The organism is Mesorhizobium sp. B2-6-2, from assembly GCF_006440615.1.
Lineage (GTDB): Bacteria > Pseudomonadota > Alphaproteobacteria > Rhizobiales > Rhizobiaceae > Mesorhizobium.
In genome coordinates this window covers 181,238-203,219 of record NZ_VFUG01000004.1, presented here as the reverse complement: position 1 = coordinate 203,219, position 21,982 = coordinate 181,238, and the positions used below count along the sequence as shown (strand labels likewise).

The 21,982-nt window shown below is 62.8% G+C and carries 22 protein-coding genes; 17 read left to right on the top strand and 5 right to left on the bottom strand.

All coding sequences use genetic code 11. The annotated features are described in order from the left end of the window. Window positions 1-3: 3 nt before the first annotated feature. The 6 genes from FJ419_RS11445 (at window position 4) to FJ419_RS11420 (ending at window position 6,402) form a co-directional block, all read left to right on the top strand. Window positions 4-1,056, top strand: coding sequence for an LLM class flavin-dependent oxidoreductase (locus FJ419_RS11445; RefSeq protein WP_140691580.1), 1,053 nt, complete (start codon window positions 4-6; stop codon window positions 1,054-1,056). Then, window positions 1,053-2,528 carry an aldehyde dehydrogenase gene (locus FJ419_RS11440; protein WP_140691576.1) on the top strand — a complete coding sequence of 492 codons (1,476 nt, stop codon included), beginning with the start codon at window positions 1,053-1,055 and terminating at the stop codon, window positions 2,526-2,528. Before FJ419_RS11445 ends, FJ419_RS11440 begins: the two co-directional genes overlap by 4 nt. Window positions 2,529-2,590: 62 nt before the next feature. Continuing rightward, window positions 2,591-3,595: an ABC transporter substrate-binding protein gene (locus FJ419_RS11435; RefSeq protein WP_140691573.1), complete on the top strand. Its 1,005-nt coding sequence runs from the start codon at window positions 2,591-2,593 to the stop codon at window positions 3,593-3,595. 68 nt (window positions 3,596-3,663) lie between these two features. Beyond that, window positions 3,664-4,524 (top strand): ABC transporter permease, encoded by an 861-nt coding sequence (locus FJ419_RS11430; protein ID WP_140691570.1) that lies wholly within the window; start codon window positions 3,664-3,666, stop codon window positions 4,522-4,524. Window position 4,525: 1 nt separating this feature from the next. After that, window positions 4,526-5,326, top strand: coding sequence for an ABC transporter permease (locus FJ419_RS11425; protein WP_140691566.1), 801 nt, complete (start codon window positions 4,526-4,528; stop codon window positions 5,324-5,326). Next, entirely contained in the window at window positions 5,323-6,402 is a 1,080-nt protein-coding gene (locus FJ419_RS11420) for an ABC transporter ATP-binding protein (RefSeq protein ID WP_140691562.1), read from the top strand. Before FJ419_RS11425 ends, FJ419_RS11420 begins: the two co-directional genes overlap by 4 nt. Window positions 6,403-6,599: 197 nt before the next feature. Here FJ419_RS11420 and FJ419_RS11415 read toward each other — a convergent pair whose 3' ends face one another. Then, a complete protein-coding gene (locus FJ419_RS11415) occupies window positions 6,600-7,634 on the bottom strand; it encodes a LacI family DNA-binding transcriptional regulator (protein WP_140691559.1) in 1,035 nt (344 codons plus the stop codon). A 197-nt stretch (window positions 7,635-7,831) separates the two neighbouring features. Here FJ419_RS11415 and FJ419_RS11410 point away from each other — a divergent pair, with 197 nt between their 5' ends. The 11 genes from FJ419_RS11410 to FJ419_RS11360 all read left to right on the top strand — a co-directional run bounded on the left by FJ419_RS11410 (window position 7,832) and on the right by FJ419_RS11360 (window position 17,391). Next, entirely contained in the window at window positions 7,832-8,878 is a 1,047-nt protein-coding gene (locus FJ419_RS11410) for a sterol desaturase family protein (protein WP_140691556.1), read from the top strand. A gap of 93 nt (window positions 8,879-8,971) precedes the next feature. After that, window positions 8,972-9,937: a sugar ABC transporter substrate-binding protein gene (locus FJ419_RS11405; RefSeq protein WP_140691553.1), complete on the top strand. Its 966-nt coding sequence runs from the start codon at window positions 8,972-8,974 to the stop codon at window positions 9,935-9,937. 208 nt (window positions 9,938-10,145) lie between these two features. After that, a complete protein-coding gene (locus tag FJ419_RS11400; protein WP_224606939.1) occupies window positions 10,146-11,090 on the top strand; it encodes an ABC transporter permease in 945 nt (314 codons plus the stop codon). Next, window positions 11,090-12,109: an ABC transporter permease gene (locus tag FJ419_RS11395; RefSeq protein ID WP_140692437.1), complete on the top strand. Its 1,020-nt coding sequence runs from the start codon at window positions 11,090-11,092 to the stop codon at window positions 12,107-12,109. The genes FJ419_RS11400 and FJ419_RS11395 overlap by 1 nt, the downstream gene beginning before the upstream one ends. Window positions 12,110-12,183: 74 nt before the next feature. After that, complete coding sequence (locus FJ419_RS11390) at window positions 12,184-13,029, top strand: ATP-binding cassette domain-containing protein (RefSeq protein WP_140691548.1); 846 nt, start codon at window positions 12,184-12,186, stop codon at window positions 13,027-13,029. A gap of 78 nt (window positions 13,030-13,107) precedes the next feature. Continuing rightward, complete coding sequence (locus FJ419_RS11385; RefSeq protein WP_140691545.1) at window positions 13,108-14,112, top strand: Gfo/Idh/MocA family oxidoreductase; 1,005 nt, start codon at window positions 13,108-13,110, stop codon at window positions 14,110-14,112. Further along, window positions 14,109-15,068 (top strand): sugar phosphate isomerase/epimerase, encoded by a 960-nt coding sequence (locus tag FJ419_RS11380; RefSeq protein WP_140691542.1) that lies wholly within the window; start codon window positions 14,109-14,111, stop codon window positions 15,066-15,068. The genes FJ419_RS11385 and FJ419_RS11380 overlap by 4 nt, the downstream gene beginning before the upstream one ends. An 11-nt stretch (window positions 15,069-15,079) precedes the next feature. Beyond that, window positions 15,080-15,397 carry a MocE family 2Fe-2S type ferredoxin gene (locus FJ419_RS11375; protein ID WP_140691538.1) on the top strand — a complete coding sequence of 106 codons (318 nt, stop codon included), beginning with the start codon at window positions 15,080-15,082 and terminating at the stop codon, window positions 15,395-15,397. Beyond that, window positions 15,394-16,173, top strand: coding sequence for a TIM barrel protein (locus tag FJ419_RS11370; protein ID WP_140691535.1), 780 nt, complete (start codon window positions 15,394-15,396; stop codon window positions 16,171-16,173). Before FJ419_RS11375 ends, FJ419_RS11370 begins: the two co-directional genes overlap by 4 nt. Before the next feature lie 26 nt (window positions 16,174-16,199). Next, on the top strand, window positions 16,200-17,024 hold the full coding sequence (locus tag FJ419_RS11365) for a 3-methyl-2-oxobutanoate hydroxymethyltransferase (protein WP_140691532.1): 825 nt from the start codon (window positions 16,200-16,202) through the stop codon (window positions 17,022-17,024). A gap of 55 nt (window positions 17,025-17,079) precedes the next feature. Then, window positions 17,080-17,391, top strand: a complete 312-nt coding sequence (locus tag FJ419_RS11360; protein ID WP_140691529.1) for a MurR/RpiR family transcriptional regulator — start codon at window positions 17,080-17,082, stop codon at window positions 17,389-17,391. A 191-nt stretch (window positions 17,392-17,582) separates the two neighbouring features. On the opposite strand, the gene hpaH is transcribed toward FJ419_RS11360, so the two are convergent. The 4 genes from hpaH to hpaD all read right to left on the bottom strand — a co-directional run bounded on the left by hpaH (window position 17,583) and on the right by hpaD (window position 21,980). Then, the gene (gene hpaH / locus FJ419_RS11355; protein WP_181170671.1) at window positions 17,583-18,386 is read right to left on the bottom strand and encodes a 2-oxo-hept-4-ene-1,7-dioate hydratase; all 804 of its coding nucleotides are present in this window, start codon (window positions 18,384-18,386) and stop codon (window positions 17,583-17,585) included. Next, a complete protein-coding gene (locus FJ419_RS11350) occupies window positions 18,383-19,264 on the bottom strand; it encodes a fumarylacetoacetate hydrolase family protein (RefSeq protein WP_140691523.1) in 882 nt (293 codons plus the stop codon). The genes hpaH and FJ419_RS11350 overlap by 4 nt, the downstream gene beginning before the upstream one ends. Window positions 19,265-19,292: 28 nt before the next feature. Further along, window positions 19,293-20,699, bottom strand: a complete 1,407-nt coding sequence (locus FJ419_RS11345) for a pyridoxal-dependent decarboxylase (protein WP_140691520.1) — start codon at window positions 20,697-20,699, stop codon at window positions 19,293-19,295. A 300-nt stretch (window positions 20,700-20,999) separates the two neighbouring features. Further along, window positions 21,000-21,980: a 3,4-dihydroxyphenylacetate 2,3-dioxygenase gene (gene hpaD / locus FJ419_RS11335; RefSeq protein ID WP_140630188.1), complete on the bottom strand. Its 981-nt coding sequence runs from the start codon at window positions 21,978-21,980 to the stop codon at window positions 21,000-21,002. Window positions 21,981-21,982 lie beyond the last annotated feature (2 nt).

Here is a 21,982-nt window from a genome sequence, read left to right as displayed (position 1 = left end):
TCGATGAAGTTTTCGCTTTTCGTCCATATGGAGCGCTCGGATCTCGCCAAGTCGCATTCCGAATTGCTGGCTGAACTGGAAGAACTGGTTCTGCTGGCGGAGCAGGCCGGCTTCGAGACGGCCTGGATCGGCGAGCATCACGGGATGGAATTCACCATCTCTCCGAACCCGTTCATCAACATCGCCTATCTCGCTGCCAAGACGAAAACCATCCGACTCGGCACTGGCACGATCATCGCCCCCTTCTGGCACCCGATCAAACTCGCCGGCGAAGCGGCGATGGCCGACGTCATCACCGGCGGCAGGCTGGACCTCGGCATCGCCCGCGGCGCCTACAGCTATGAGTATCAGCGCGTCTTCCCCGGGCTGGATGCCTGGGGCGCCGGCCAGCGCATGCGCGAGATCATACCGGCGATCCGCGGCCTCTGGGACGGCGATTACGAGCATTCCGGCGAGTTCTGGCAGTTCCCGCCGACGACCTCCTCGCCCAAGCCCTTGCAAAAACCCTACCCGCCGATCTGGGTGGCCGCGCGCGATCCGAACTCGCACGACTTCGCGGTGGCCAACCAATGCCAGGTCCAGGTGACGCCGCTGGCCTCCGGCGACGGCGAGGTCGCAAGCCTGATGGAACGCTTCAATGCCGCCTGCCAGGCGCATCCGGACATAGCGCGGCCACAGATCATGCTCCTGATGCACACTTTTGTCGCCGAGGACGCCGCGGACGCCGACCGGCTGACCAAGGACTTGTCGCGATTCTACTGCGAGTTCGGCGCCTGGTTCCAGAACAAGAAACCCGTTCGTCAGGGCGTCCTGGAGCCGCTGACCGAGGAAGAGATCGCGGCCATGCCGCAATACGCGCCCGACAAGATCCGGCAGAACCTCGTTATCGGCGAGGCCGACGAGGTGATCGCGAGGCTGAAGAGCTACGAGGCGCAAGGCTATGACCAGTACTCGATCTGGATCGACAGCGGCCTCTCGCATGAGCGCAAGAAGAAGTCGCTGCGGCTGTTCATCGACAAGGTGATGCCGGCCTTCCAGGAGATGGGGTCGCGATGAGCAGCACCGCCTTCAGGAATTACATAGACGGCCAGTTCGCCGAGGCGTCCTCCACTTTCGACAGCATCGATCCGTCGACCGGCCTGCCCTGGGCGACGATGCCCGCCGCTTCCGTTGCCGATGTCGACCGCGCCGTGGAGGCCGCGCACCGGGCGTTGCGCTCCGGCCCATGGTCGACGCTGACCGCAACGGCGCGCGGCAAACTGCTGGTCGGGCTTGGCGATCTTGTCGCCGCCAACGCCGGCCGCCTGGCCGAGTTGGAAACGCGCGACACCGGCAAGATCATCCGCGAGACGCGTGCCCAGATCGCCTATGTCGGCGACTACTACCGCTATTATGGCGGGCTGGCCGACAAGCATGAAGGCGCCTTCATCCCGATCGACAAGGCCGACATGGAAGTGACGGTTCGGCCCGAGCCGATCGGCGTCGTCGCGGCCGTCGTGCCCTGGAACTCGCAGCTCTTCCTGTCGGCGGTCAAGCTCGGCCCGGCGCTGGCCGCCGGCTGCACCGTCGTTCTCAAGGCCTCGGAGGACGGGCCGGCGCCGCTGCTGGCTTTCGCCGAGTTGGTTAGCGAAGCCGGCTTTCCAGCCGGCGCTGTCAACATTCTCACCGGCTTCGGCCATGATTGCGGGCACCGCCTGACCAGCCATCCGCTCGTCGCGCGCGTCGCCTTCACCGGCGGCCCTTCGACCGCCCGGCGGATCGTCGCCAACACAGCCGAGAACCTCGCTTACACCACGCTCGAGCTTGGTGGCAAAAGCCCGGTCGTCGTTTTCGCCGACGCCGACCTCGACAGCGCCGCCAATGCGGTTGTCGCCGGCATCTTCGCGGCCACCGGCCAGAGCTGCGTTGCCGGCTCGCGGCTGCTGGTCGAGCGCTCGGTCAAGGACGATTTCCTTTGCCGGCTGAAGCGCAAGGCGGAAGCCATCGTCATCGGCGACCCGCACGATCCCGCAACCGAGATGGGTCCGCTGGCGACCGCGCGCCAGCGCGAAAGGATCGAGGCGATCGTCGCGCAAAGCCTGGCGGCGGGCGGCCGCCTGGTCAGCGGCGGCGCGCGGCCAATGGACAAGGCCGACGGATACTACTACGCGCCGACGATCATCGAGGCGCAGGACCAGGACCTTGCCTGCGTGCGCGAGGAGCTGTTCGGTCCGGTGCTGAGCGTGCTTGCCTTCGACAGCGAGGCTGAAGCGCTGGCTTTGGCCAACGACACGCAATTCGGGCTCGCCGCTGGCGTCTTCACCTCAAATCTCGCCAAAGCGCATCGCATGGCGCGCGGCATCCGTGTCGGCGTCGTCTGGGTCAACACCTATCGCGCCGTCTCGCCGCTGGTCCCTTTCGGCGGCTACGGCCTCTCGGGTCTCGGTCGAGAAGGCGGCCGCGACGCCATCCGCGATTACACGCGCTCGAAATCGGTGTGGATCCGCACTTCGGACGACCCGATTCCCGATCCCTTCGTCATGCGCTGAGAAGGCATGGCGAGGGTGCAGACAAGAACAAGAAACGGAACAACCAATCAGAGGAGAACGACATGAAACTGATTTTCGCCGGCGTCCTTGCCGGGTTGATGGCGACCACGGCCGCAAAGGCCGGTGAAATGGTGTTTACCAGCTGGGGCGGGACGACGCAGGAAGCCCAGACCAAATCCTGGGCCGAGCCTTTTACCGCCTCTTCGGGCATCAAGGTGCTGCAGGACGGACCGACCGACTACGGCAAGCTGAAGGCGATGGTCGACGCCAAGAACGTCACCTGGGACGTCGTCGACGTCGAGATGGATTTCGCCATCAAGGCGGCCAAGGACGGCCTGCTCGAGCCGATCGATTTCGCCGTCGTGCCGAAGGCCGATCTCGATCCCCGCTTCAGCAATGAGAACGCCGTCGGCAGCTTCTACTATTCCTTCGTGCTCGCCTGGAACAAGGGCGCCGTCTCCGGTGAGCCGGCAAGCTGGGCGGACATGTTCGACACCAAGAAATTTCCGGGAAAGCGCACCTTCTACAAATGGTCGGCGCCGGGCGTGATCGAGATCGCGCTGCTCGCCGACGGCGTGCCGGCCGACAAGCTCTATCCGCTCGACCTCGACCGCGCTTTCAAGAAGCTCGACACCATCAAGTCGGACATCGTCTGGTGGGGCGGCGGCGCCGAATCGCAGCAGCTGATCGCCTCCGGCGAGGCCGCCTTCGGCCAGCTCTGGAACGGCCGCGTCTTTGCGCTCGAGAAGGACGGCGCCGATGTCGGCGTATCCTGGAACCAGAATCTCACCGCCGCCGACGTCCTGGTGGTGCCGAAGGGTGCCAAGAACAAGGACGGCGCCATGAAGTTCCTCGCCGCCGCGACCAGCCCGACCGGCCAGGCGAAATTCGCCGAGGCGAGCGGCTACGCGCCGATCAACACCAAGGCCAAGGCGGAAATGCCCGCCGACGTGGTCAAGGGCTTGCCCGACGCCCATGTCGACGGCCAGATCAACCTCGACATGAACTACTGGGCCGAGCATCGCGACGAGATCGCCACGCGCTGGTACGCCTGGCAGGCGAAGTGACGCTGTCCTTTCGTGACAAGGATCGGGACGGCGCTGGCCGTCCCGATCCGCAATCCGGGATTACCGCCATGTCGGTGGAAGCACAGAAAGGGGTCGCAAGCCTTCGAATACCGGCAGGCCTTGGCAGCCTGCTTCCGGCGTTGATCCTGATCGGGTTGTTTTTCGTCGTTCCGGTGCTGGCGCTGTTGCTGCGCAGCGTCACCGACCCCGCTCCGGGCCTTCAGAACTATGCGGCGCTGCTGGGCGACGGCACCTATGCGCGGGTGTTCTTCAACACTTTCCTGGTTGCCTTCGTCGTCACCATCGTCACGATGGTCGTTGCCTTCCCGGTCGCCTGGATGCTGGCGATCATGCCGCCGGCGCTCGCCTCGATCCTGTTCGGCATCATCATCCTTTCCATGTGGACGAACCTTTTGACCCGCACCTATGCCTGGATGGTGCTGTTGCAGCGCACAGGCGTCATCAACCGGGCGCTGATGGGGGCGGGCATCATCGACCAGCCGCTGCCGCTCATCAACAATCTCACCGGCGTCACCATCGGCATGGTCTACATCATGCTGCCCTTCATGATCCTGCCGCTGGTCGGCACCTTGCGCGCCATAGATCCGATGACTTTGCGCGCCGCCGCCCTTTGCGGTGCCAGCCCGCTCGCCGCCTTCCGCCGCATCCTGCTGCCGCTCTCGCTGCCCGGCATCGCCGCCGGCGGCCTGATGGTCTTCGTCATGTCGCTCGGCTATTTCGTCACGCCAGCGCTGCTCGGCGGCACGTCGAACATGATGCTCGCCGAAATGATCGCGCAGATGATCCAGTCATTGCTCAATTGGGGCCTGGGGAGTGCTGCCGCCTTCATCCTGCTCGCTGTCACCATGGCGCTGTATTCGCTGCAGCTGCGCCTGGTCGGCGCAAGACGCACGACGGGAGGCGCCTGAGATGCTGCTCGACTATGACCGCCTCGGCTGGCTGAAGGTCGCGCTGCTTGGCTTCACCGCCCTGGTAGCCGCTTTCCTGTTGCTGCCCGTGGTCTTCATCGTGCTGCTTTCCTTCGGTTCGTCGCGCTGGCTGGCCTTCCCGCCACCCGGCTGGACGCTGAAATGGTATCAGGAACTATTTTCCGATCCGTCCTGGATCAAGGCCGCGCTGACAAGCGCCCGAATCGCCACCATGACGGCAATCCTTGCCGTCGCCATCGGCCTGCTTGCCTCCTTCGCGCTGGTTCGCGGTCAGTTTCGCGGCCGCGAGATCCTGCGCGGATTGCTCTTGACGCCGATGGTCCTGCCGGTCGTCGTTTTCGCCATTGCCATCTATGCCTTCTTCCTGAGGCTTGGCCTCGGCGGCACCACGATCGGCTTCGTCGTCGCCCACACCGTGCTTGCGTTGCCCTTCGCCATCATTCCGATCGCCACCGCGCTCGAAGGTTTCGACAAGTCGATCGAGGATGCCGCCATCGTCTGCGGCGCCAGCCCGCTTCAGGCCAAGCTTCGCATCACCTTGCCGTCGATCCGCATCGGCATCTTCTCCGCCGCGATCTTTTCCTTCCTCGCGTCCTGGGACGAGGTGGTGGTCGCGATCTTCATGGCGAGCCCAACTTTGCAGACCTTGCCGGTCAAGATCTGGGGCAGCCTCCGGTCGGACCTCACGCCTGTGATCGCCGCCGCCTCCAGCCTACTGGTCGCGCTCACGCTGGCCCTGATGATCGTGACGGCACTCTTGCGCCGAAAGTTGCAGACATGACCCAACCCTTTCTCTCGATCCGCAAATTGCGCAAGGCATTCGGGGCCTTCACGGCCGTGCACGATGTGACGCTGGACATTCCGAAGGGCCAGTTCCTGACGTTCCTCGGACCGTCGGGCTCGGGCAAGTCGACCACGCTCTACGCCATCGCCGGCTTCCAGGACCCGACCGCCGGCGACGTTCTGCTGCAAGGCAAGTCGTTGCTTTCGGTGCCTTCGCACAAGCGCAACATCGGCATGGTCTTTCAGCGCTACACGCTGTTTCCGCATCTGAGCGTCGCCGAAAACGTCGCCTTCCCGCTCCGCGTCCGCCGCCGGCCCGAGGGCGAGGTCAAGCGCAAGGTCGCCGACATGCTTTCGCTGGTGCGGCTGGAAAACTTCGCCGAGCGTCTGCCCGCCGCGCTCTCGGGCGGTCAGCAGCAGCGCGTCGCGCTCGCCCGCGCGCTGGCCTACGATCCGCCGATCCTGCTGATGGACGAGCCGCTCTCGGCGCTGGACAAGAAGCTGCGCGAGGAGATCCAGGCCGAGATCCGCCGCATCCACCGCGAGACCGGCGTCACCATCCTTTACGTCACCCACGATCAGGAAGAGGCGCTGCATCTGTCGGACTGCATCGCCCTCTTCAGGGACGGCCGCATCGAACAGATTGGCACCGGCGAGGACCTCTACCTTAGGCCCGCAACCGATTTTGTTGCCGGCTTCATCGGCAACTCGAATTTCCTCGCAGCCGAGCATCTCGAAAGCGAGAATGGCACGGCCAGCGTGCGGCTGGCCGACGGCTCGATCGTCAAGGGCGTGAAGGCGACGCACAAGCTCGAGCGCGGCCAGAAGGTCCGACTGATGGTTCGGCCGGAAGCATTCCGCCTGAGGCCTGTCGAGGGGAACGCGTCACTCGCCGTCGAGATCGTCGATACAGCCTTTTTCGGTGAGCGGCGGCGCGTCGTGGCCCGCACCGGGTCGGGCGACGAGATCGATGCCAGGCCGACTTCGGATTCGATCGAACCGAGCAGCGTCGATCCCGTTTCGGGTCGGCAAATCTTCTTCGATCCCGCCGCGGCATTTCTGTTTCCGGCCTAAAGAAGGACCATGACCCGGCGAAGCTGGAACCGTCCTGCTAAAAGGGCTCCATTGTGTGACCAGCGAGAATGACCACGATAGGTCAGATTGGGTCGAGGTCCGCGGGAAGGTCGCTTAGGGAAGTCGCTGCCTCAAAGCCAATAGACCGCCATTGGCCCCCAATGACGTCGATGATCGATAGTCCCAGAGAAATCGCCTTAGATGTTCTCGGGGGTGACAATTTCAAATGGTATGGATCGCTGAATGGTGGCCAGCTGCGCCTGTGGCCCAGTGACATCAATCATCGTCTGCACAAGAAGGGAAGACGTGGCTTCGAGAGGATGGCAGAGAGCAGCGGTTATCAGCCCTTCGGACAGCCCTTTCCGAGTTTCTGGGCCAATGTCGCGGCACACCACTTTGATACCTGATCGCCGCTCAGGAGAGACTTCCCTTAAAGCTCGAAGCACGCCCGTAATACCGCCGCCCACGATCAGGATTCCTGCAAGATCGTCGGTCGTCTTCAGCAACTCCGCCACCATGCGGTAAGCTTCAATTGGTTCCTCGTGCGTGGGGCGGCTTTCCTCAACCGTTAGCCGAGGCGCGTGCTCGCGCAGATAGGAGCGGAAGCTGGCGTCCGAGACATCCTGGCACTGATACCGGTGATTGCCGATGAAAACCGCGATGCGGCCTGGGCCTTGCGTCGTTTGCGTGATCAGGAAGGCCGCGGTCCGCCCCAGCTTCCAATTGTCGGTGCCCACATAAGCCGCCCTTTCCGGGGCGGATTGATCCGTGATGTAGGAGACGACCGGTTTCCCCATCTCCTTCAGTGAACGGATGGCCTGGCCAACGATCGGGTGATCCGCCGCGACCACCGCGACCGCGTCGCATTCCTCGCCGAGCGCGATAAGTCGGCCCGATATGGTCTCCGGCGTCAGAATATCGACGAAGTCGACGACAGGTTCAATGACCTCGTCCCGACGCTCGCGACAGGCGGCAATAATCTTCTTCCCGAACAGCTGGTAGAGGTCGCGGGTCGACTGCTGGAGCAGGAAACCCAACCGGTAGTGTGGCGATATTTTTCGGGCCCGATCGTCAATCGCCCCGAGGCCGTAAAACCCGATTTCCTCCGCGGCGCTCTGCACGCGTTGGACTGTCTTGGGCCGCACGGAAACGGTGCCGCCCAATATTCTGTTCACAGTCGCCACCGATACGCCTGCCGCCGTGGCGAGATCATGGATTGTCGGCCGCTTCATTGAACGCCCATCCCTTTGCAGTATCATCATGATTGAAACTAAATGATACAAATGCAATTTTGATACTATTTCTGCCTTCTCCAAATATCAACCCTCCGATATGAATTGCGCCGAGTTAGGGCTCGGCCGGCTGAGGCCAGGGCGGGGCCTGATCCCTGCAGATTCCAGACCGATCCGGGTGAGGAGGCGCTGTTACGATGGATGACCTTCAGTATGGAACACGCGACAAACGCGGCAATTGGGCGCCGCACCGCCGCGCCGAGCCGGCGCCGATCTGGCACCGTCCGTTCAATACGAAAAAAGTGGTGGCCTGGATTCCGGAGTTCTTCTGGCCGTGGAACACGTTCCATCTCGCCACAGCACTCATTTGGGTCAATCTGCTCATCCCGAGCTGGCAAAGCCTCGCGAGCTTTTCGCTGCTCAACTACCTTTGGCTGTATGGCCTCAACGCCGCCGGGATTTTTCTTTTCTACGGCTTCTTCGAGTTGCGTTATTACATCCAGCGCAAGCAGCAGAACCGTTTCAAATACAATCCGAAATTTCCGTCCGAGGTGCCCTCCGACGTGTTCTGGTTTCAAAGCCAGAACATCGACAATTTTGCCCGCTCTTTTTTCGTCACGATACCGCTGTGGACGGTGGTCGAGATCGTGATGCTGTGGGTCTATGCCAACAGCTGGGCGGTCTGGCTGCCGTGGACGACGAACTGGCTATACCTGTCGTTCCTGGTGCTTGTCGCGCCGGCCGTGCATGAGGTCTATTTCTTCTTCCTGCACAGGGCGATCCATTGGCCGCCGCTCTACAAATGGGTGCATTCGGTCCATCACAATTCGATCAACCCGAGCCCGTGGTCGTCGCTGTCGATGCATCCGGTCGAAGGCTTCCTTTATCACGCCGAGGCCTGGCTGCACCTGCTGATCCCGTCCAACCCGGTCTGCGCCTACTTCACGCTGCACGGCGCGGGTTTCGGCGCGGTGAACGGTCACCTCGGTTTCGAGATCTTCGAAATCACCGACAAGGTCAATCTCGATAGCCATTCCTACGTACACTACCTGCATCACAAGTATTTCGAGGTGAATTACGGCGGCGACGGGCTGGTACCCCTCGATAAGCTGTTTGGCACCTGGCACGACGGCAGCAAGGAAGCCGACGAGGCCATGAAGGCACGCTTCCGCAAGAAGAAGGAAAAGATGCGGAGCCGCCAGGAAGGCCGCGGTGATCCGGCGCCTGGAATGCCGGCGGAATAACCGACCAACGCTGTTTCGGCTGAGCCGTGAGGAGCGGGCCCGGAACAGGAAGACTTTTGTTGAAACCCCACGGGGTAATCTGGGAGGAATACCATGAAGCTTTTCAAGACACTGGTGTCGACAGCGGTGCTGATCGGGTTCAGCACCGGCGCGACGCTCGCCGCCAATATCTTCGTGGTCGGCGGCAAGCCCGACGATCCGTTCTGGTCGATTGTCAAGCGCGGCGCTGAAGACGCCGGCAAGGTGGTCGAGGCTCAGGGCGGCAAGGTTACCTGGCTCGGGCCGCAGAACTACGACAATCTCGGTGTAGACGCCGCCGAACTGATCCGCCAGGCGATCGACCAGAAGGCCGACGCCATTGTCGGCCCGGACTGGGTGCCGGAAGCCATGGACCCTGCGTTCAAGGCGGTAAAGGACGCGGGCATTCCGCTGCTTATCTACAATGCCGGCGGGTTGAAAGCGGCCGATCGCCTTGGCGCCATGAACTATGTCGGCTCGGACGATTACAAGGGTGGCGTCGCGGCCGGCGAGTACCTCACCAAGGCTGGCAACAAGAAAGGCGTCTGCATCAACACGCTGCCCGGCGCCGCCAACATCGAGGCGTTTTGCGGTGGCTTCAAGGAGGGGATGAAGAACGGTGGCGGCGAAGCCGACGTGCTGCCGTTGCCGGCCACCTCCTTCGGCTCGGCCACGGCCGTCGCGCAGGCGGTGAAGGCCTATCTGCTACAGCATCAGGACGTGAACGCCGTCTTCACCATCGGCAACGTCGATGCGAACTCGGCCATGAACGGCATTACCCAGGCCGGCAAGATCGGAAAAGTCCATCTTTGCGGCATGAATTTCGACGAGACCATCCTGAACAACATCAAGGGCGGCCAGCAGGACTGCGCGATCGACCAGCAGGGCTATCTGCAAGGCTATCTCGCCGTTGCGATCCTGAACGGCCATGTCAACTATGGTTTGTCGGTGCGTACCCGTGAGATCCTGACGGGACCAGGCATCATCGACAAGGCAAATGTCGACGCCACCATCGCCGGCGTGAAAGCAGGGACGCGATAATCCTCCCGCCTGGGCCGCCCTCGCTTTTGCTGCGGGCGGCCCCTTTCCTTCTCGGCGTCGGCCGCATCGTGGCAGGTCGGCATGTTCGCGGATTACCCCAATGGCACATCCCGTGACGTCCACATCAATTCCGGCGCCGGACCGAACGCAATCCGGACTGGCCCTCGGCCGGCTGGCGCGTCGGCCGGAGTCGGGCTCGTTTCTCGGCATGGTCGCAGTTCTGCTGTTCTTCGGGCTGTTCGGCGGTAGTGGCTTTTTGTCGGCCGCCGGCACGGCCAGCTGGCTGAACATCGCTTCCGAGATCGGGATAATCGCCCTGCCGATTGGACTGCTGATGATCGCCGGGGAACTGGACATCTCGGTCGGTGCGGTGATCCCTGCTGCATCGCTCACGGCGGCCATCGTCTCCGGCCATTATGGCCTGCCCGATTGGCTCGGCATAGCGGCGGCGCTTGGCCTTGGCCTCGCGGTCGGCTTCATCAACGGCCTGTTCGTGACGAGGACAACCATCCCGTCGCTCATCATTACCATCGGCACCATGTTCGGCACGATGGGGCTGACGCTGGGGCTTACCGTCAAGATCGCCGGCAGCACCGGCGTCTCGCTTGTGCCTGACCCGCTCACCAAGCTAATCCTCGGTGATTATCTCGGCGGCATGTTCCAGGTCACGATCCTGTGGTGGGTGGTGTTCGTCGTCGGTCTGTTCTGGCTGCTGCACGTCTCACCGATCGGCAATTGGATCTATGCGCTGGGCGGCGACAAGGAGAGCGCGCGCAACGTCGGTATCCCGACCAAGCGGCTCACCATCGGCCTGTTCATGCTGTCCGGCTTCAGCGCCGCTTTCGTCGGGGTCAGCGAGGTGATGGTCTATCAGAGCGCGCAGGTTCTGGCGGGCCAGTCCTTCATTTTCAATTCCATCATGTGCGTCGTCATCGGCGGCGTTTTGCTCACGGGCGGTTTCGGCTCGATCGTCGGCATCCTGTTCGGCACGCTTACTTTCTCGATCGTGAACCAGGGCATCTACTTCACCAGCCTGGATCCCAATGTCGGCAGCGTCATCATCGGCGCGCTTCTGCTGATTGCGGTGTTGACCAACGACACGTTCCGGCAATTGGCGCTCAGCTATTCGTCGAAGAAGGCAGGGCAGTCATGATGGACGTGGTCAAGTCCTTGCTGCGCCGTCCCGACGCCGGTTCCATCCTCAGTCTCGTCGGCGTGGTGCTGTTCTTCGTTCTGTTCGGCGGCGCCAATCTGGTCACGCTGGTTGGCGCGGCGAGCTGGGTCAACTTCGCGGCCAATCTCGGCATCGTCGCCATCCCCGTCGGCCTGCTGATGATCGCTGGCGAGCTCGATATTTCCATCGGCGCGTTGATCCCGGCGGGTTCGATGACCACTGCGATCCTGACCGGTTACTACGGATTCCCCATAACGGTGGGCATTGCCGGCGCGCTGGCGGTCGGCATCGCGGTCGGCCTGGTCAACGGCCTGCTGACCATTCGGACGTCGGTGCCGTCGCTGATCATCACCCTGGCCACGCTCGTCGCCATGCAGGGCGTGGTGCTCAGTGCTTCGGTGCTCCTCACCGGCAATGCCAGCGTGGCGCTCACCGCGCCGGACTGGGCAAAATTCCTGTTCGGACAGCTGGTCGGCGGCAGTCACCAGATCATCATCGTCTGGTGGCTCGCGTTCGCCGCCATCATCGGTTTCGTGCTGCACAAGACGCGTTATGGCAATTGGCTCTTTGCAATGGGCGGCGACAAGGTCAGCGCCCGCAACGCCGGCATTCCGACGGACCGCATGACCATTGCCCTGTTCGTGCTGTCCGCGGTCAGCGCCACATTCGTCGGCATCTGCCAAGCGATCCTGTTCAACTCCGCCCAGGTCTCCGGCGGCATGAACTTCATCTTCAATGCCATTGTGTCCGTCGTCGTGGGCGGCGTGCTGCTGACCGGCGGATTCGGCTCGGTCCTGGGCATCTTCGTCGGCACCATCACCTTCGCCATCGTCAGCCAGGGCATCTACTTCACCCAGATCGACCGGAACTGGTCGAACCTGATCATCGGCGTGATGCTCCTGCTGGCGGTGCTGATGAACCAGTCGTTCCGCGACCTGGCGCTGTACTTCCGGCCGCGGCACAAACAAGGCCCGCCGCGAGAGCCGGCAAACCCATGAGAAACGAGTTTCAGATCAGCCCCCGCTTCGCCGAGCACCTTGGCGCAGCCGGATGCAGATGAAGAGATGACGCCATGAACGACAAACCTGCCATTCTCGAACTGAGGAACGTCAACAAATCCTTCGGGCCGATCGACGTCCTGCACGATATTTCGCTGAGGGTGCGCGCCGGCGAAGTGCTCTGCCTGCTCGGCGACAACGGCGCCGGCAAGTCGACGCTCATCAAGACGCTGGCCGGGGTCCACAAGCCCACAAGCGGTCAGATCGTGATGGATGGTGAGCCGGTGACCTTCACCGGACCGAGCGACGCGCAGGGACGCGGAATCGCCACGGTGCACCAATTCGGCGGCACGTTTCCGCTGATGAGCATCGGGCGGTCCTTCTTCGTCGGCGTCGAGCCGACCAAGGGTTGGGGGCCGTTCAAGATCTACGACCGCAAGCGCGCCAATGAGATCGCGGTGAAAGCGGTCCGGGATTTCGGCATCACCCGTATCGATGACGGCGACCGCCTGGTCGGCGGGTTATCGGGTGGCGAGCGCCAGTCGCTCGCTATTGCCCGCGCCGTCTATTTTGGAGCGCGCGTGCTGATCCTGGACGAACCGACCGCGGCGCTCGGCGTCAAGCAGGCCTCGCATGTGCTGCGCATCGTCAACGAGGCCAAGCGGCGTGGCCTGGCGGTGGTCTTCATCACCCACCAGGTCATGCACGCCATGGCCGTCGGCGACCATTTCGCGGTGCTGATCCGCGGCGCCATCGCCGCCGATTTCCGTAAAGGCGAGAAGTCCCGCGAGGAGATCACGGACCTGATGGCGGGCGGCGAGACCATGTCCGATCTGGAGGCCCAGGTCGAGGGTTACATGGAAACCCATGAGGGGCATCCGCCGTCGCTCCAGGTGCTGAAGGGCCCAACCGCGCACTAGGCGTCACGAGGTATTCCCAGGCCGGCGCTGTTCGACGCCGCCGCTGCCCATAATTCGAAGAAGCAAAGCAGGACAGAAATGACAATTCGCATTGCAGTGATCGGCGCCGGCTTGATGGGTGCCGACCATGCCAGGATAGTCGCCGAGGAGCTACCAGGCGCCACCTTGCAATTGGTCTGCGACATGGACGAGCAGCGCGCCCGTAGCGTTGCCGACGCGTGCGGCGCCTTCGACATTGCCACGGACCCCAAGGGCAGCATCGCGCGGCAAGACGTCGACGCCGTGATCATCGCCAGCCCCGATTTCACGCATGCGCCGCTTTCGATGGCCTGCATTGCCGCCGGCAAGCGGGTCCTGTGCGAAAAACCGCTTTCGCAAGCATCGGCCGAGTGCGTCGCGGTGATGGAAGCCGAACAGAAGGCGGGCGCGAAATTCGTTCAGCTCGGCTTCATGCGGCGTTACGACCGTTCCTATCAGGAGATGAAGCGGGCGCTGGAGGAAGGCGGTCTCGGCCGGGCGCTGATGATGCACAATTTCCACCGCAATGTCGAAACGCCGGCTGCCGATTTCACCGGCGCGATGGCCATCACCAATTCCGCGCCACACGAATTCGACGTCGTGCGTTACGTGCTCGGGACGGAATATGCCGCCATTTCCGCCTTCCAGCCGAGCCGCTCCGACGCGCGCGTCGCCCCCGTTGTCATGGTGCTGGAAACGGTGGATGGCCAACTCGTCAATATCGAGGTCAACAACAACGCCGCCTACGGCTATGACGTCCGTGCCGAACTGGTCGGCGAGCTCGGCACCGTTGCGACCAATAATGTCGCATACACCCGTACGGAGTTCGCGCTTACCCAAAGCACCAACTACGACGCCGACTGGCGGACCCGCTACTACGATGCCTATCGCCGCCAGAACCGCGACTTCCTGCGCTTCGTCATAACCGGTGAGTTTCCGGTGACCGCCTCGGATTGCTGGGACGGCTATTGCGCGGCCGTCGTCGCCGAGGCCGGCGTTAAGGCGCTGAAGGAAGCCCGCCGCACACCTGTCCAGATGATTGCAAAGCCGGAGTTCTACGCGTGAAGCTAGGTTTCGTTTCAGACAGTCTCGGCGGTCTGCCGCTCGAGGCGGTGCTCGATCACGCCCAGCGCATGGGCGTATCCGGCATCGAGGTGAACACCTGCGGGTGGTCGACCGCGCCGCATTTCCGGCTGTCGTCGATGCTGGGCAACAGGGAGGCCCAGAAGCGGTTCGCTGGAGCCTTCAAGGAACGCGGGTTGGAGATCATCAGCCTGAACGCCAACGGCAATCCGTTGCATCCGACCGATCATTCCCAAGGCGAAGGATTGAGGGATACCATCCGCGTCGCCGGTGAGATGGGCATCCGCACCGTCTGCACCATGAGCGGCCTGCCGGCCGGCAGCGCCGGAGACAGCATGCCGAACTGGGTCGTGTCCTCCTGGCCGCCGGAAACACAGACCATCCTCAAATATCAATGGGAAGAAAAGCTGATCCCGTTCTGGACCGAAATCGCTGCCCTTGCGGAAGCAAACGGCGTCGAGCGCATCGCGCTCGAGCTGCACGGCAATCAGTGTGTCTATAACGTGCCCTCGCTCCTGAAACTTCGAGCAGCGGTCGGACCTGTCATTGGCGCCAATCTGGACCCTTCGCATCTGTTCTGGATGGGCGCTGATCCGCTTGCTGCCGCCGAAGCGCTGGGCGCGGCCATTTATCATGTCCATGCCAAGGACACGCTGCTCAACCGACCCGTTCAGGCCACGACCTCGCTGCTTGAGAATGGCAGCCTGATGGACATCCCGGCTCGCTCCTGGAGCTACATCACGCTCGGCTTCGGCCATGGCGAGGAGTGGTGGCGGCAGTTCTGCTATCGGCTCAAGATGGCCGGCTATGATGGCTGGCTTTCCATCGAGCACGAGGACGTGCTTCTGAATTCGGTGGAGGGGCTGGACAAGTCCGTCGCGCTGCTCCAGGGCGTGATGCCGTCGGCCCCCGCGGACTTCAAGCCACAAGATATCTGAGGAGATGCTCAATGCCCTGGGTCGACGCATGCGCCGCCGATGACATCGAAGCCGAGGAAGCCAAACGCTTCGACAATGGCGGCCGAACCTTCGCGATCTTCCGCAACGACGCCGATGAATATTACTGCACGGACGGGCTGTGCACGCACGAGAGGATCCACTTGGCCGACGGCCTGGTCATGGGGAATACGGTGGAATGTCCGAAGCACGCATCGATCTTCAACTTCACGACTGGCGAGGTGGAGACGCCGCCGGCTTGCGAGAACCTCAGGACGTATAAGACGAAGGTCGAGAACGGCCGCGTCATGGTCGAGGTTGAGCCATCATGAGCCAGCCCTTCCAACTGGCCGCTTGCGCCGAGATGCTTTGGCGCGATCGCCCGATGGCTTGGCGCGTCGCGCGGCTGCATGAAATGGGTTTCGGCGTCGGATTGTGGAATTGGCCGGACCACGACCTCGCGGCGCTCGAGAAGACCGGCGCGAGCTTCACGATCATGAACGGCTATCTCGAAGGGCGGCTTGCCGATGATGAGGGCGCCGACATGCTCTTGAAGTCAGCTTCCGAGATCGCGAAGATCGGAAAACGCCTCGGCGTTGCCCGGTTGAACCTGCACGGCACCGGGCTTGGAGAGGGCGGTATTCCCATCGTAAAGGCCGAGGTCGAGACCGGCCCCATGTGGCTGAAGGCGCGCGACACGTTGAACCGCATCTGCGACATGGCCGAAGCAGAAGATGTCGTCTTCACACTCGAAAACCTGAACCTGCTGGATCACCCAGGCTGCCCCTTCGGCTCCACGGCGGCGGTGCTGGCTTTGGTGTCGTCGATCGACAGGCCGCAATTGCGGATCAACCTCGACCTCTATCACACCCAAATCGGCGAGGGCGACATCGTGCGCTGGTGTCAGAAGTGCCTGCCCTTCATCGGTGAGGTGCAGGTCGCCGACAATCCGGGTCGCTGCGAGCCAGGAACGGGCGAGATGAACTGGCCCTACATCGCGAGGGCCCTGTTCGACATGGGATATCGCGGGGCAGTGGGGCTGGAAGCTTTTGCGCAAAATGATCCGGAAGCAGCGCTGGACGCTTTCCGGCGGGCTTTCACGATCTGAGAAACGAACTGCGGCGGAGGCTGACCATGGGCATGTATCACAACCGTCCTCATGTCGAGGACATCCGAAAGATGAAGCGGAATGGACAGAAGATATCCATGCTCTTCGTCAGCACGCCCGACGAGGCCGCCGCCGCAGCGGCGGCGGGCATTCACATGCTGTCGATCGAAGGCCGGTATTTCGACCAGGAAATGCGGGATGCGGCCGGCAATTGTTTCGTGCAGGTCGGTCTGCCTTATGGCGGCTGGGGCAGTTTTGCCGGCCGGCCTCTTGCCACGGCGGAAGATTATCTGCGGGCGGCCTTCCATTTCGCCGGCATAGGCGGCGACGCCTTCTACTGCGCAGCCTCCTATGACATCCAGAAGGCGCTCTGCGACAATCACCTCCCTGTCATCGGCCATATCGGCCTGATCCCTTCCTACATCACCTGGACGGGGTGGCGAGCGGTCGGCAAGACGGCGGGCGAAGCGCTCCGCCTCTGGCGACATACGAAGAGGCTCGAGGAGATCGGCGTCTTCGGGGCGGAATTGGAAGTCGTGCCTGACCGGGTGGCGAAATTCCTGACCGAGAACTCGTCATTGGTGATGCTAGGCATGGGCGCCGGCAAACATGCGGATGCGCAATATCTCTTCACCGAAGATGTCTGCGGCTACGGCAAGAACCACAAGCCACGACATGGAAAGGTCTACCGAAATCTTGGTCCTGAGTTGCAGAAGATTCAGGACGAGCGCATCGCGGCGTTCAGAGAATACAGGGCCGATGTCGAGTCTGGCCGATACCCCGGTTATGAGCACACCGTTCCGATCGGAGATGCCGAGTTCGACAGCTTCATGCAAGCGGCCAAACGGTGAAACGATGCCTCCGGAGCTACCCGCGTCATCACCAGCAGGCGCCAAGCAGCCGGTAGTGCGAAGCACCAAAGCGCCGACTCTCGCTGAGCTCAAAATACTGATTGCAAAGAAGGAAATGATACTTCCGGCGAAACTGGAGACAGCGGCTCGACTGATGTTCTCGAACCCGGACTACGTCGCCTTCGAGAATTCGGTCTCGATCGCACGCCGGTGCAACGTATCAACGACCACCTTATCTCGCCTCGCTCCGCGCCTCGGCTTCAGCTCCTTCAAAGAAATGCAGAACTGCTTTCGCAAGGATATTCTTGATCGCAAGGGCAGCGGAAACCGAGCTAACAAAGCAACTGCATCGATCGCCAGAGCCTAAAGCTGCGTTTTACTAGCCGGCGACGTCAGGTGCGCTTTCTAACCTGGCTTCCTAGAAGCCGACGGTCCGCTTCCGGCCTAAGCAATGATACGGCTTTGGTTCCCAAGTCGCGACCATCAGCAAGTGTCGGTATTGGTGATTGCGTGCCCCGGCAAGCAACGCAGTACTTTCGCGCGAAAATTGGTGGTTGGTTAGGCGAAGAAGACACTCACCCTGCCGTAGGAGCCAAAATCGGAAACGATCCGGTCGCCATGCCGGCATTCGACCGGCCGGATGAAGGAACCCGACAGCACGACCTGTCCGGCCTCGATCTGCATGCCGTATTGATGCAGCCGGTTGGCGAGCCAGACGATGCCTTTGGCGGGATGATCGAGCACGCCGGCGCCGAGCCCCGTCTCCTCGACCTCGCCGTTGCGCGACACGATGGCGCCGATCCAGCGCAAGTCCGCCTCGTGCGGGCCGGCCTTACGGCCGCCGACGACGATGCCCGCATTGGCGGCATTGTCGGAGATCGTGTCGACGAAGGTGCGAATCTTGCCGGTCTTTTTGTTCATCCGCTCGATGCGGGTGTCGAGGATTTCCAGGGCCGGGGTGATGTGATCGGTGGCGTCGAGCACGTCGTCGAGCGAGATGTCCGGGCCGGCCAAAGGCGCCTTCATGACGAAAGCGATCTCGGCCTCGATGCGCGGCTGGATGAAGCGATCGGCCGGCACCGTGCCGCCGTCATCGAAGAACATGTCGTCGAACAGGATGCCTGAATCGGGAATGTCGATGCTGAGCGCCGACTGCATCGCCTTCGAGGTCAGGCCGATTTTCCAGCCTTTGATCGCCAGTCCGGACGCTTCCTTCCGCTTCACCAGCGCGGCCTGGACGCGGTAGGCGTCGTCCATCGTGGCTTGCGGAAAATCGAGGCTGAGCAGCCTGATCTGGCGGCGATCGCGCTCGGCTTCGAACAGCCTCTGCGCAGCTTCCTCGACTTGCGCTTCCGTCATCATCGGCCGGCCCTTTCGTCGACGACGCCGTTGGTAAGCCGCCCGATGCCTTCGGCCTCGACCTCGATTACATCGCCCGGCTTTAGCCAGATCGGCGGGTCGAAGCGGGCACCCGCGCCGGTCGGTGTTCCGGTCACGATGACATCGCCCGGCACCAGCGTGGTGAAGGTCGAGATGTAGTTGATGATCTTACGGAACGAAAAGATCATGCGGCCGGTGCGGTCCTGCTGACGCAGCTCGCCATTGACGCGCGTCGTCAGCGCGATGTCGGCGATCTGCGCCTCGTCGGTGAACGGCACCAGCCACGGCCCGATCGAGCCGGTGCGATCGAAATTCTTGCCTTGGGTGACGTTGAACTTGGCATGGCGCACCCAGTCGCGGATGGTGCCTTCGTTGCACAGCGAAAGCGCCGCGATATGGTCGAGCGCGTCGGATTCCGGGATCCGGCGGCCGCCCTTGCCGATGACGATGACGATCTCGCCCTCATAGTCGAGCTGCGGCGATTCCGGCGGCCGCACCAGCGGCGCGCCATGGCCGACGAAGGAGCGTGGAAAGCGGATGAACAGCGACGGGTTGGAGGGTGCTGCCTGCCCGTCCTTGTACTCCTCGTTGCGATCCGGATAGTTGACGCCGACGCAGATGATCTTTTCGGGCGCAGGCACGGGAATCGCGTAGGTGATCTCGCCCAGGCTGAGATCGGCCGGCAGCGCGGCCGCTTCGTCGACGAGGCGCGGCAGGGCGCCCGCCGCCACGACCTCGCGCAAGGTCGGCCATGTGTTGCCGTGACGCCGGGAAAGATCGACGATGCCGCCGCCCTTCACGAAACCAAAGCCCGATCTCCCCTGATGGGAAAAGCTGGCGAAACGCGGCTGTTCGGTCATGTCGTCTCCATCTGCTCCGCATCCGAGCCTAAGTCGTCTGGCGCGCGATCTCCGTGATCACCGCGAATGCGGTTTCGGCATCCTCGCGCGTCATCTCGAACTGGCCGGCCTGGAAGCGGATCGCGATCGCCCCGTCGACGCGGGTCTGGGTAAGATAGATACGGCCGTCGTCGTTGATGGCATTGACCAGCGCGATGTTGTGCCGGTCGGGATCGCCTGGCGCCTTGTGCCGGAAGGAAAACAGCGACAGCACCGGCGCGCTGACGATCTCGAAGTCCGGCTCGGCGGCCAATTTTTCCGCCAGTTCCACCGACCATGCCACATGGTTCCGGATCATTGTCCGCAGCCCTTCGAGGCCGTGGTATCGCAGCAAGAACCAGAGCTTCAGCGCCCGGAAGCGGCGGCCGAGCGGCACTGTCCATTCGGAGAAATTGATGACGCCGTCATGACCATGCGTCTTCAGATATTCCGGCTGGATCGCGAGCGTGCGCGCCTGCTCCCCGGGATTGCGCATGAACTGCACGGAGCAGTCGAACTGCGCGCCCAGCCATTTGTGCGGATTGAAGACGATCGAGTCCGCCGCCTCCACGCCATCCCAAAGCGTTCGAAATTCCGGACAAATCATCGCCGAACCCGCCCATGCCGCGTCGACATGCAGATAGAGGCCATGCCTTTTCACGACCTCGGCCACCGCCGCGATCGGATCGCAGGCGCCGATGGATGTGCCGCCGGTGCAGGCGATCACGCCGGCGGGCGTCAGCCCCGCGGTGATGTCGGCGCGGATGGCGACGTCTAGCGCCTCGGGGTCCATGCCGTGCAGGTCGCCCTTGGTCGGGATGCGCACTAGATTGGCCTCGCCGATGCCGGCCACCCAGATTGCCCGGTCGATGGAGGTGTGCGCTTGGGCCGACGCGTAGACGCGCACGGCCGTGTGCGCCGCCAGCCCCTCTTTGTTGCCCATCCAGCCAAGTGCCCGTTCGCGCATGACCAGCACTGCAGCGAGCGTCGCCGTCGAGGCCGAATCCTGGATCACGCCTGAAACGCCGGCGGGCAGGCCCAGCGCCTGGCGCAGCCAGTCCACGACCTTCATCTCGAGTTCGGTCGCGGCCGGCGACGTCTGCCAGAGCATGCATTGCGCGGCGATGGATGTGACGAGATAGTCGGCGACCACCGACACCGGCGCGGCGTTCGCCGGGAAATAGGCGAAGAAGCGCGGATGCTGCCAGTGCGTCATGCCATCCGGAATAATCCGCTCGAAGTCGGCGAAGATCGCCTCCATCGGCTCACCCCGTTCAGGCGCGGCGTCGTCGATCTGGCGGGCGATGTCGCCGGGCGTCGTCTGCGCTCGCACCGGCCGGTGCCGCAAGGTCGTGCGGTAGTTGGCCCCCCAGTCGGCGGCCTTATGCGACCAGTGTCTGAATTCGTCGCTATCCATTGCCGGCGAGACCTTTCCGTTTCATACCATGAGGATGACGTTATCCGCCGGTCTCAACCTATTCGGAGATCGCTGGCTGGGCCGTGCGACGTGCTGGATGTAGGTTGGAGCATACTGCATGGCCGCGTCGGCATTGCGCTTGACGAAAACGTCGATGCAAAAGCCACGCGTCAGCGCGACACAGGCCGGGCCGTCGGCAGCCTGGGCAGTTGAAGCCGAGGCCACCAGCGTCGAGACGATTATTCCCAGCAGACGAGATGATCTCACGGGCATTCGATGCTTTCCTTCGCGGCTCGCCGATTATGGCGCCACAATCGGCGAGGCCGAGAGATCAGATTGATGCGGCTTCACGCCGGCAAAGACGCTGCCTTCCTCGAACCAGCTCTTCGGGGCCGGTGCGCCCCATAACGTCTGGCGCTGCGGGTCCTTCAGGTCCCATTTGATCGGCTCCAGATCGGGATCGACCGTCTGGTAGTCCGAGCAATAGATCTCGATGCGATGGTTATCCGGATCGCGGATGTAGAGGAAGAAGGCGTTGGAGATGCCGTGCCGTCCGGGGCCGCGCTCTATATTCGGCAGCCAACCGGTGGTCGCCATCAGGTCGAGCAGGTCGATGATGTTGAGCGGCGTCGGCACCCAGAAGGCGACATGGTGCAAACGCGGGCCGAGGCCATTGGTGAAAGCGATGTCGTGCACGCCGCCCTTGCGGTGCGTCCAGGCCGCCCACAGCTTCCCGGTCTCGGCGTCCTCAGTGTACTCGGTCACGCGGAAGCCGAGTTCGTTGTAGAAGGCCACCGATTCATCGACGTTTGGCGAGAAGCAGTTGAAGTGGTCGATGCGCAGCGGTTTCACACCGTGATAGAGCGCGTATTTCTGGTGGATCGGCGGCAGCCGTTCCATCCTCGAATAGAATTCGAGCGGAATGCCGTGCGGGTCGCGGGTGCGGAAGGTGCGTGACTGGTAGGGCCGCTCCACCCATTCCACCGGCAAGCCTTTGCCCTTGAAGAAGTGCTCGGCCTTGTCGAGATCCTCGTCGGAAAACACCTTGAAGCCGAGGTCGCGGGCTTCCGCGGTGGCGCCTTTGCGCAGCACGATGCAATGGTGGCCGCGCTCCTCCAGTGCGCGCAGATAGATGGCGTCGGATGTCTCGTCGGTCACCTGCAGGCCGAGTGTGTCGACATAGAAGGCGCGTGATTTCGCCAGGTCGGTGACGGCGAGCTCGACATGGCTGAGTCGCACGATGTTGAAGGCAGGGTAGAGGTTGGGTTGGGGCAGGGCCATAG

Bases quoted from the DNA above. Each gene is read 5' to 3' on its own strand.
- FJ419_RS11345 (WP_140691520.1), bottom strand. From the start codon at position 20,699: ATGGATAGCGACGAATTCAGACACTGGTCGCATAAGGCCGCCGACTGG.
- FJ419_RS11430 (WP_140691570.1), top strand. From the start codon at position 3,664: ATGTCGGTGGAAGCACAGAAAGGGGTCGCAAGCCTTCGAATACCGGCA.
- FJ419_RS11365 (WP_140691532.1), top strand. From the start codon at position 16,200: ATGGGCATGTATCACAACCGTCCTCATGTCGAGGACATCCGAAAGATG.
- FJ419_RS11395 (WP_140692437.1), top strand. From the start codon at position 11,090: ATGGACGTGGTCAAGTCCTTGCTGCGCCGTCCCGACGCCGGTTCCATC.
- hpaD (WP_140630188.1), bottom strand. From the start codon at position 21,980: ATGGCCCTGCCCCAACCCAACCTCTACCCTGCCTTCAACATCGTGCGA.
- FJ419_RS11410 (WP_140691556.1), top strand. From the start codon at position 7,832: ATGGATGACCTTCAGTATGGAACACGCGACAAACGCGGCAATTGGGCG.
- FJ419_RS11435 (WP_140691573.1), top strand. From the start codon at position 2,591: ATGAAACTGATTTTCGCCGGCGTCCTTGCCGGGTTGATGGCGACCACG.
- FJ419_RS11445 (WP_140691580.1), top strand. From the start codon at position 4: ATGAAGTTTTCGCTTTTCGTCCATATGGAGCGCTCGGATCTCGCCAAG.
- hpaH (WP_181170671.1), bottom strand. From the start codon at position 18,386: ATGATGACGGAAGCGCAAGTCGAGGAAGCTGCGCAGAGGCTGTTCGAA.
- FJ419_RS11370 (WP_140691535.1), top strand. From the start codon at position 15,394: ATGAGCCAGCCCTTCCAACTGGCCGCTTGCGCCGAGATGCTTTGGCGC.
- FJ419_RS11385 (WP_140691545.1), top strand. From the start codon at position 13,108: ATGACAATTCGCATTGCAGTGATCGGCGCCGGCTTGATGGGTGCCGAC.
- FJ419_RS11425 (WP_140691566.1), top strand. From the start codon at position 4,526: ATGCTGCTCGACTATGACCGCCTCGGCTGGCTGAAGGTCGCGCTGCTT.
- FJ419_RS11440 (WP_140691576.1), top strand. From the start codon at position 1,053: ATGAGCAGCACCGCCTTCAGGAATTACATAGACGGCCAGTTCGCCGAG.
- FJ419_RS11375 (WP_140691538.1), top strand. From the start codon at position 15,080: ATGCCCTGGGTCGACGCATGCGCCGCCGATGACATCGAAGCCGAGGAA.
- FJ419_RS11420 (WP_140691562.1), top strand. From the start codon at position 5,323: ATGACCCAACCCTTTCTCTCGATCCGCAAATTGCGCAAGGCATTCGGG.
- FJ419_RS11415 (WP_140691559.1), bottom strand. From the start codon at position 7,634: ATGAAGCGGCCGACAATCCATGATCTCGCCACGGCGGCAGGCGTATCG.
- FJ419_RS11405 (WP_140691553.1), top strand. From the start codon at position 8,972: ATGAAGCTTTTCAAGACACTGGTGTCGACAGCGGTGCTGATCGGGTTC.
- FJ419_RS11400 (WP_224606939.1), top strand. From the start codon at position 10,146: ATGGTCGCAGTTCTGCTGTTCTTCGGGCTGTTCGGCGGTAGTGGCTTT.
- FJ419_RS11390 (WP_140691548.1), top strand. From the start codon at position 12,184: ATGAACGACAAACCTGCCATTCTCGAACTGAGGAACGTCAACAAATCC.
- FJ419_RS11350 (WP_140691523.1), bottom strand. From the start codon at position 19,264: ATGACCGAACAGCCGCGTTTCGCCAGCTTTTCCCATCAGGGGAGATCG.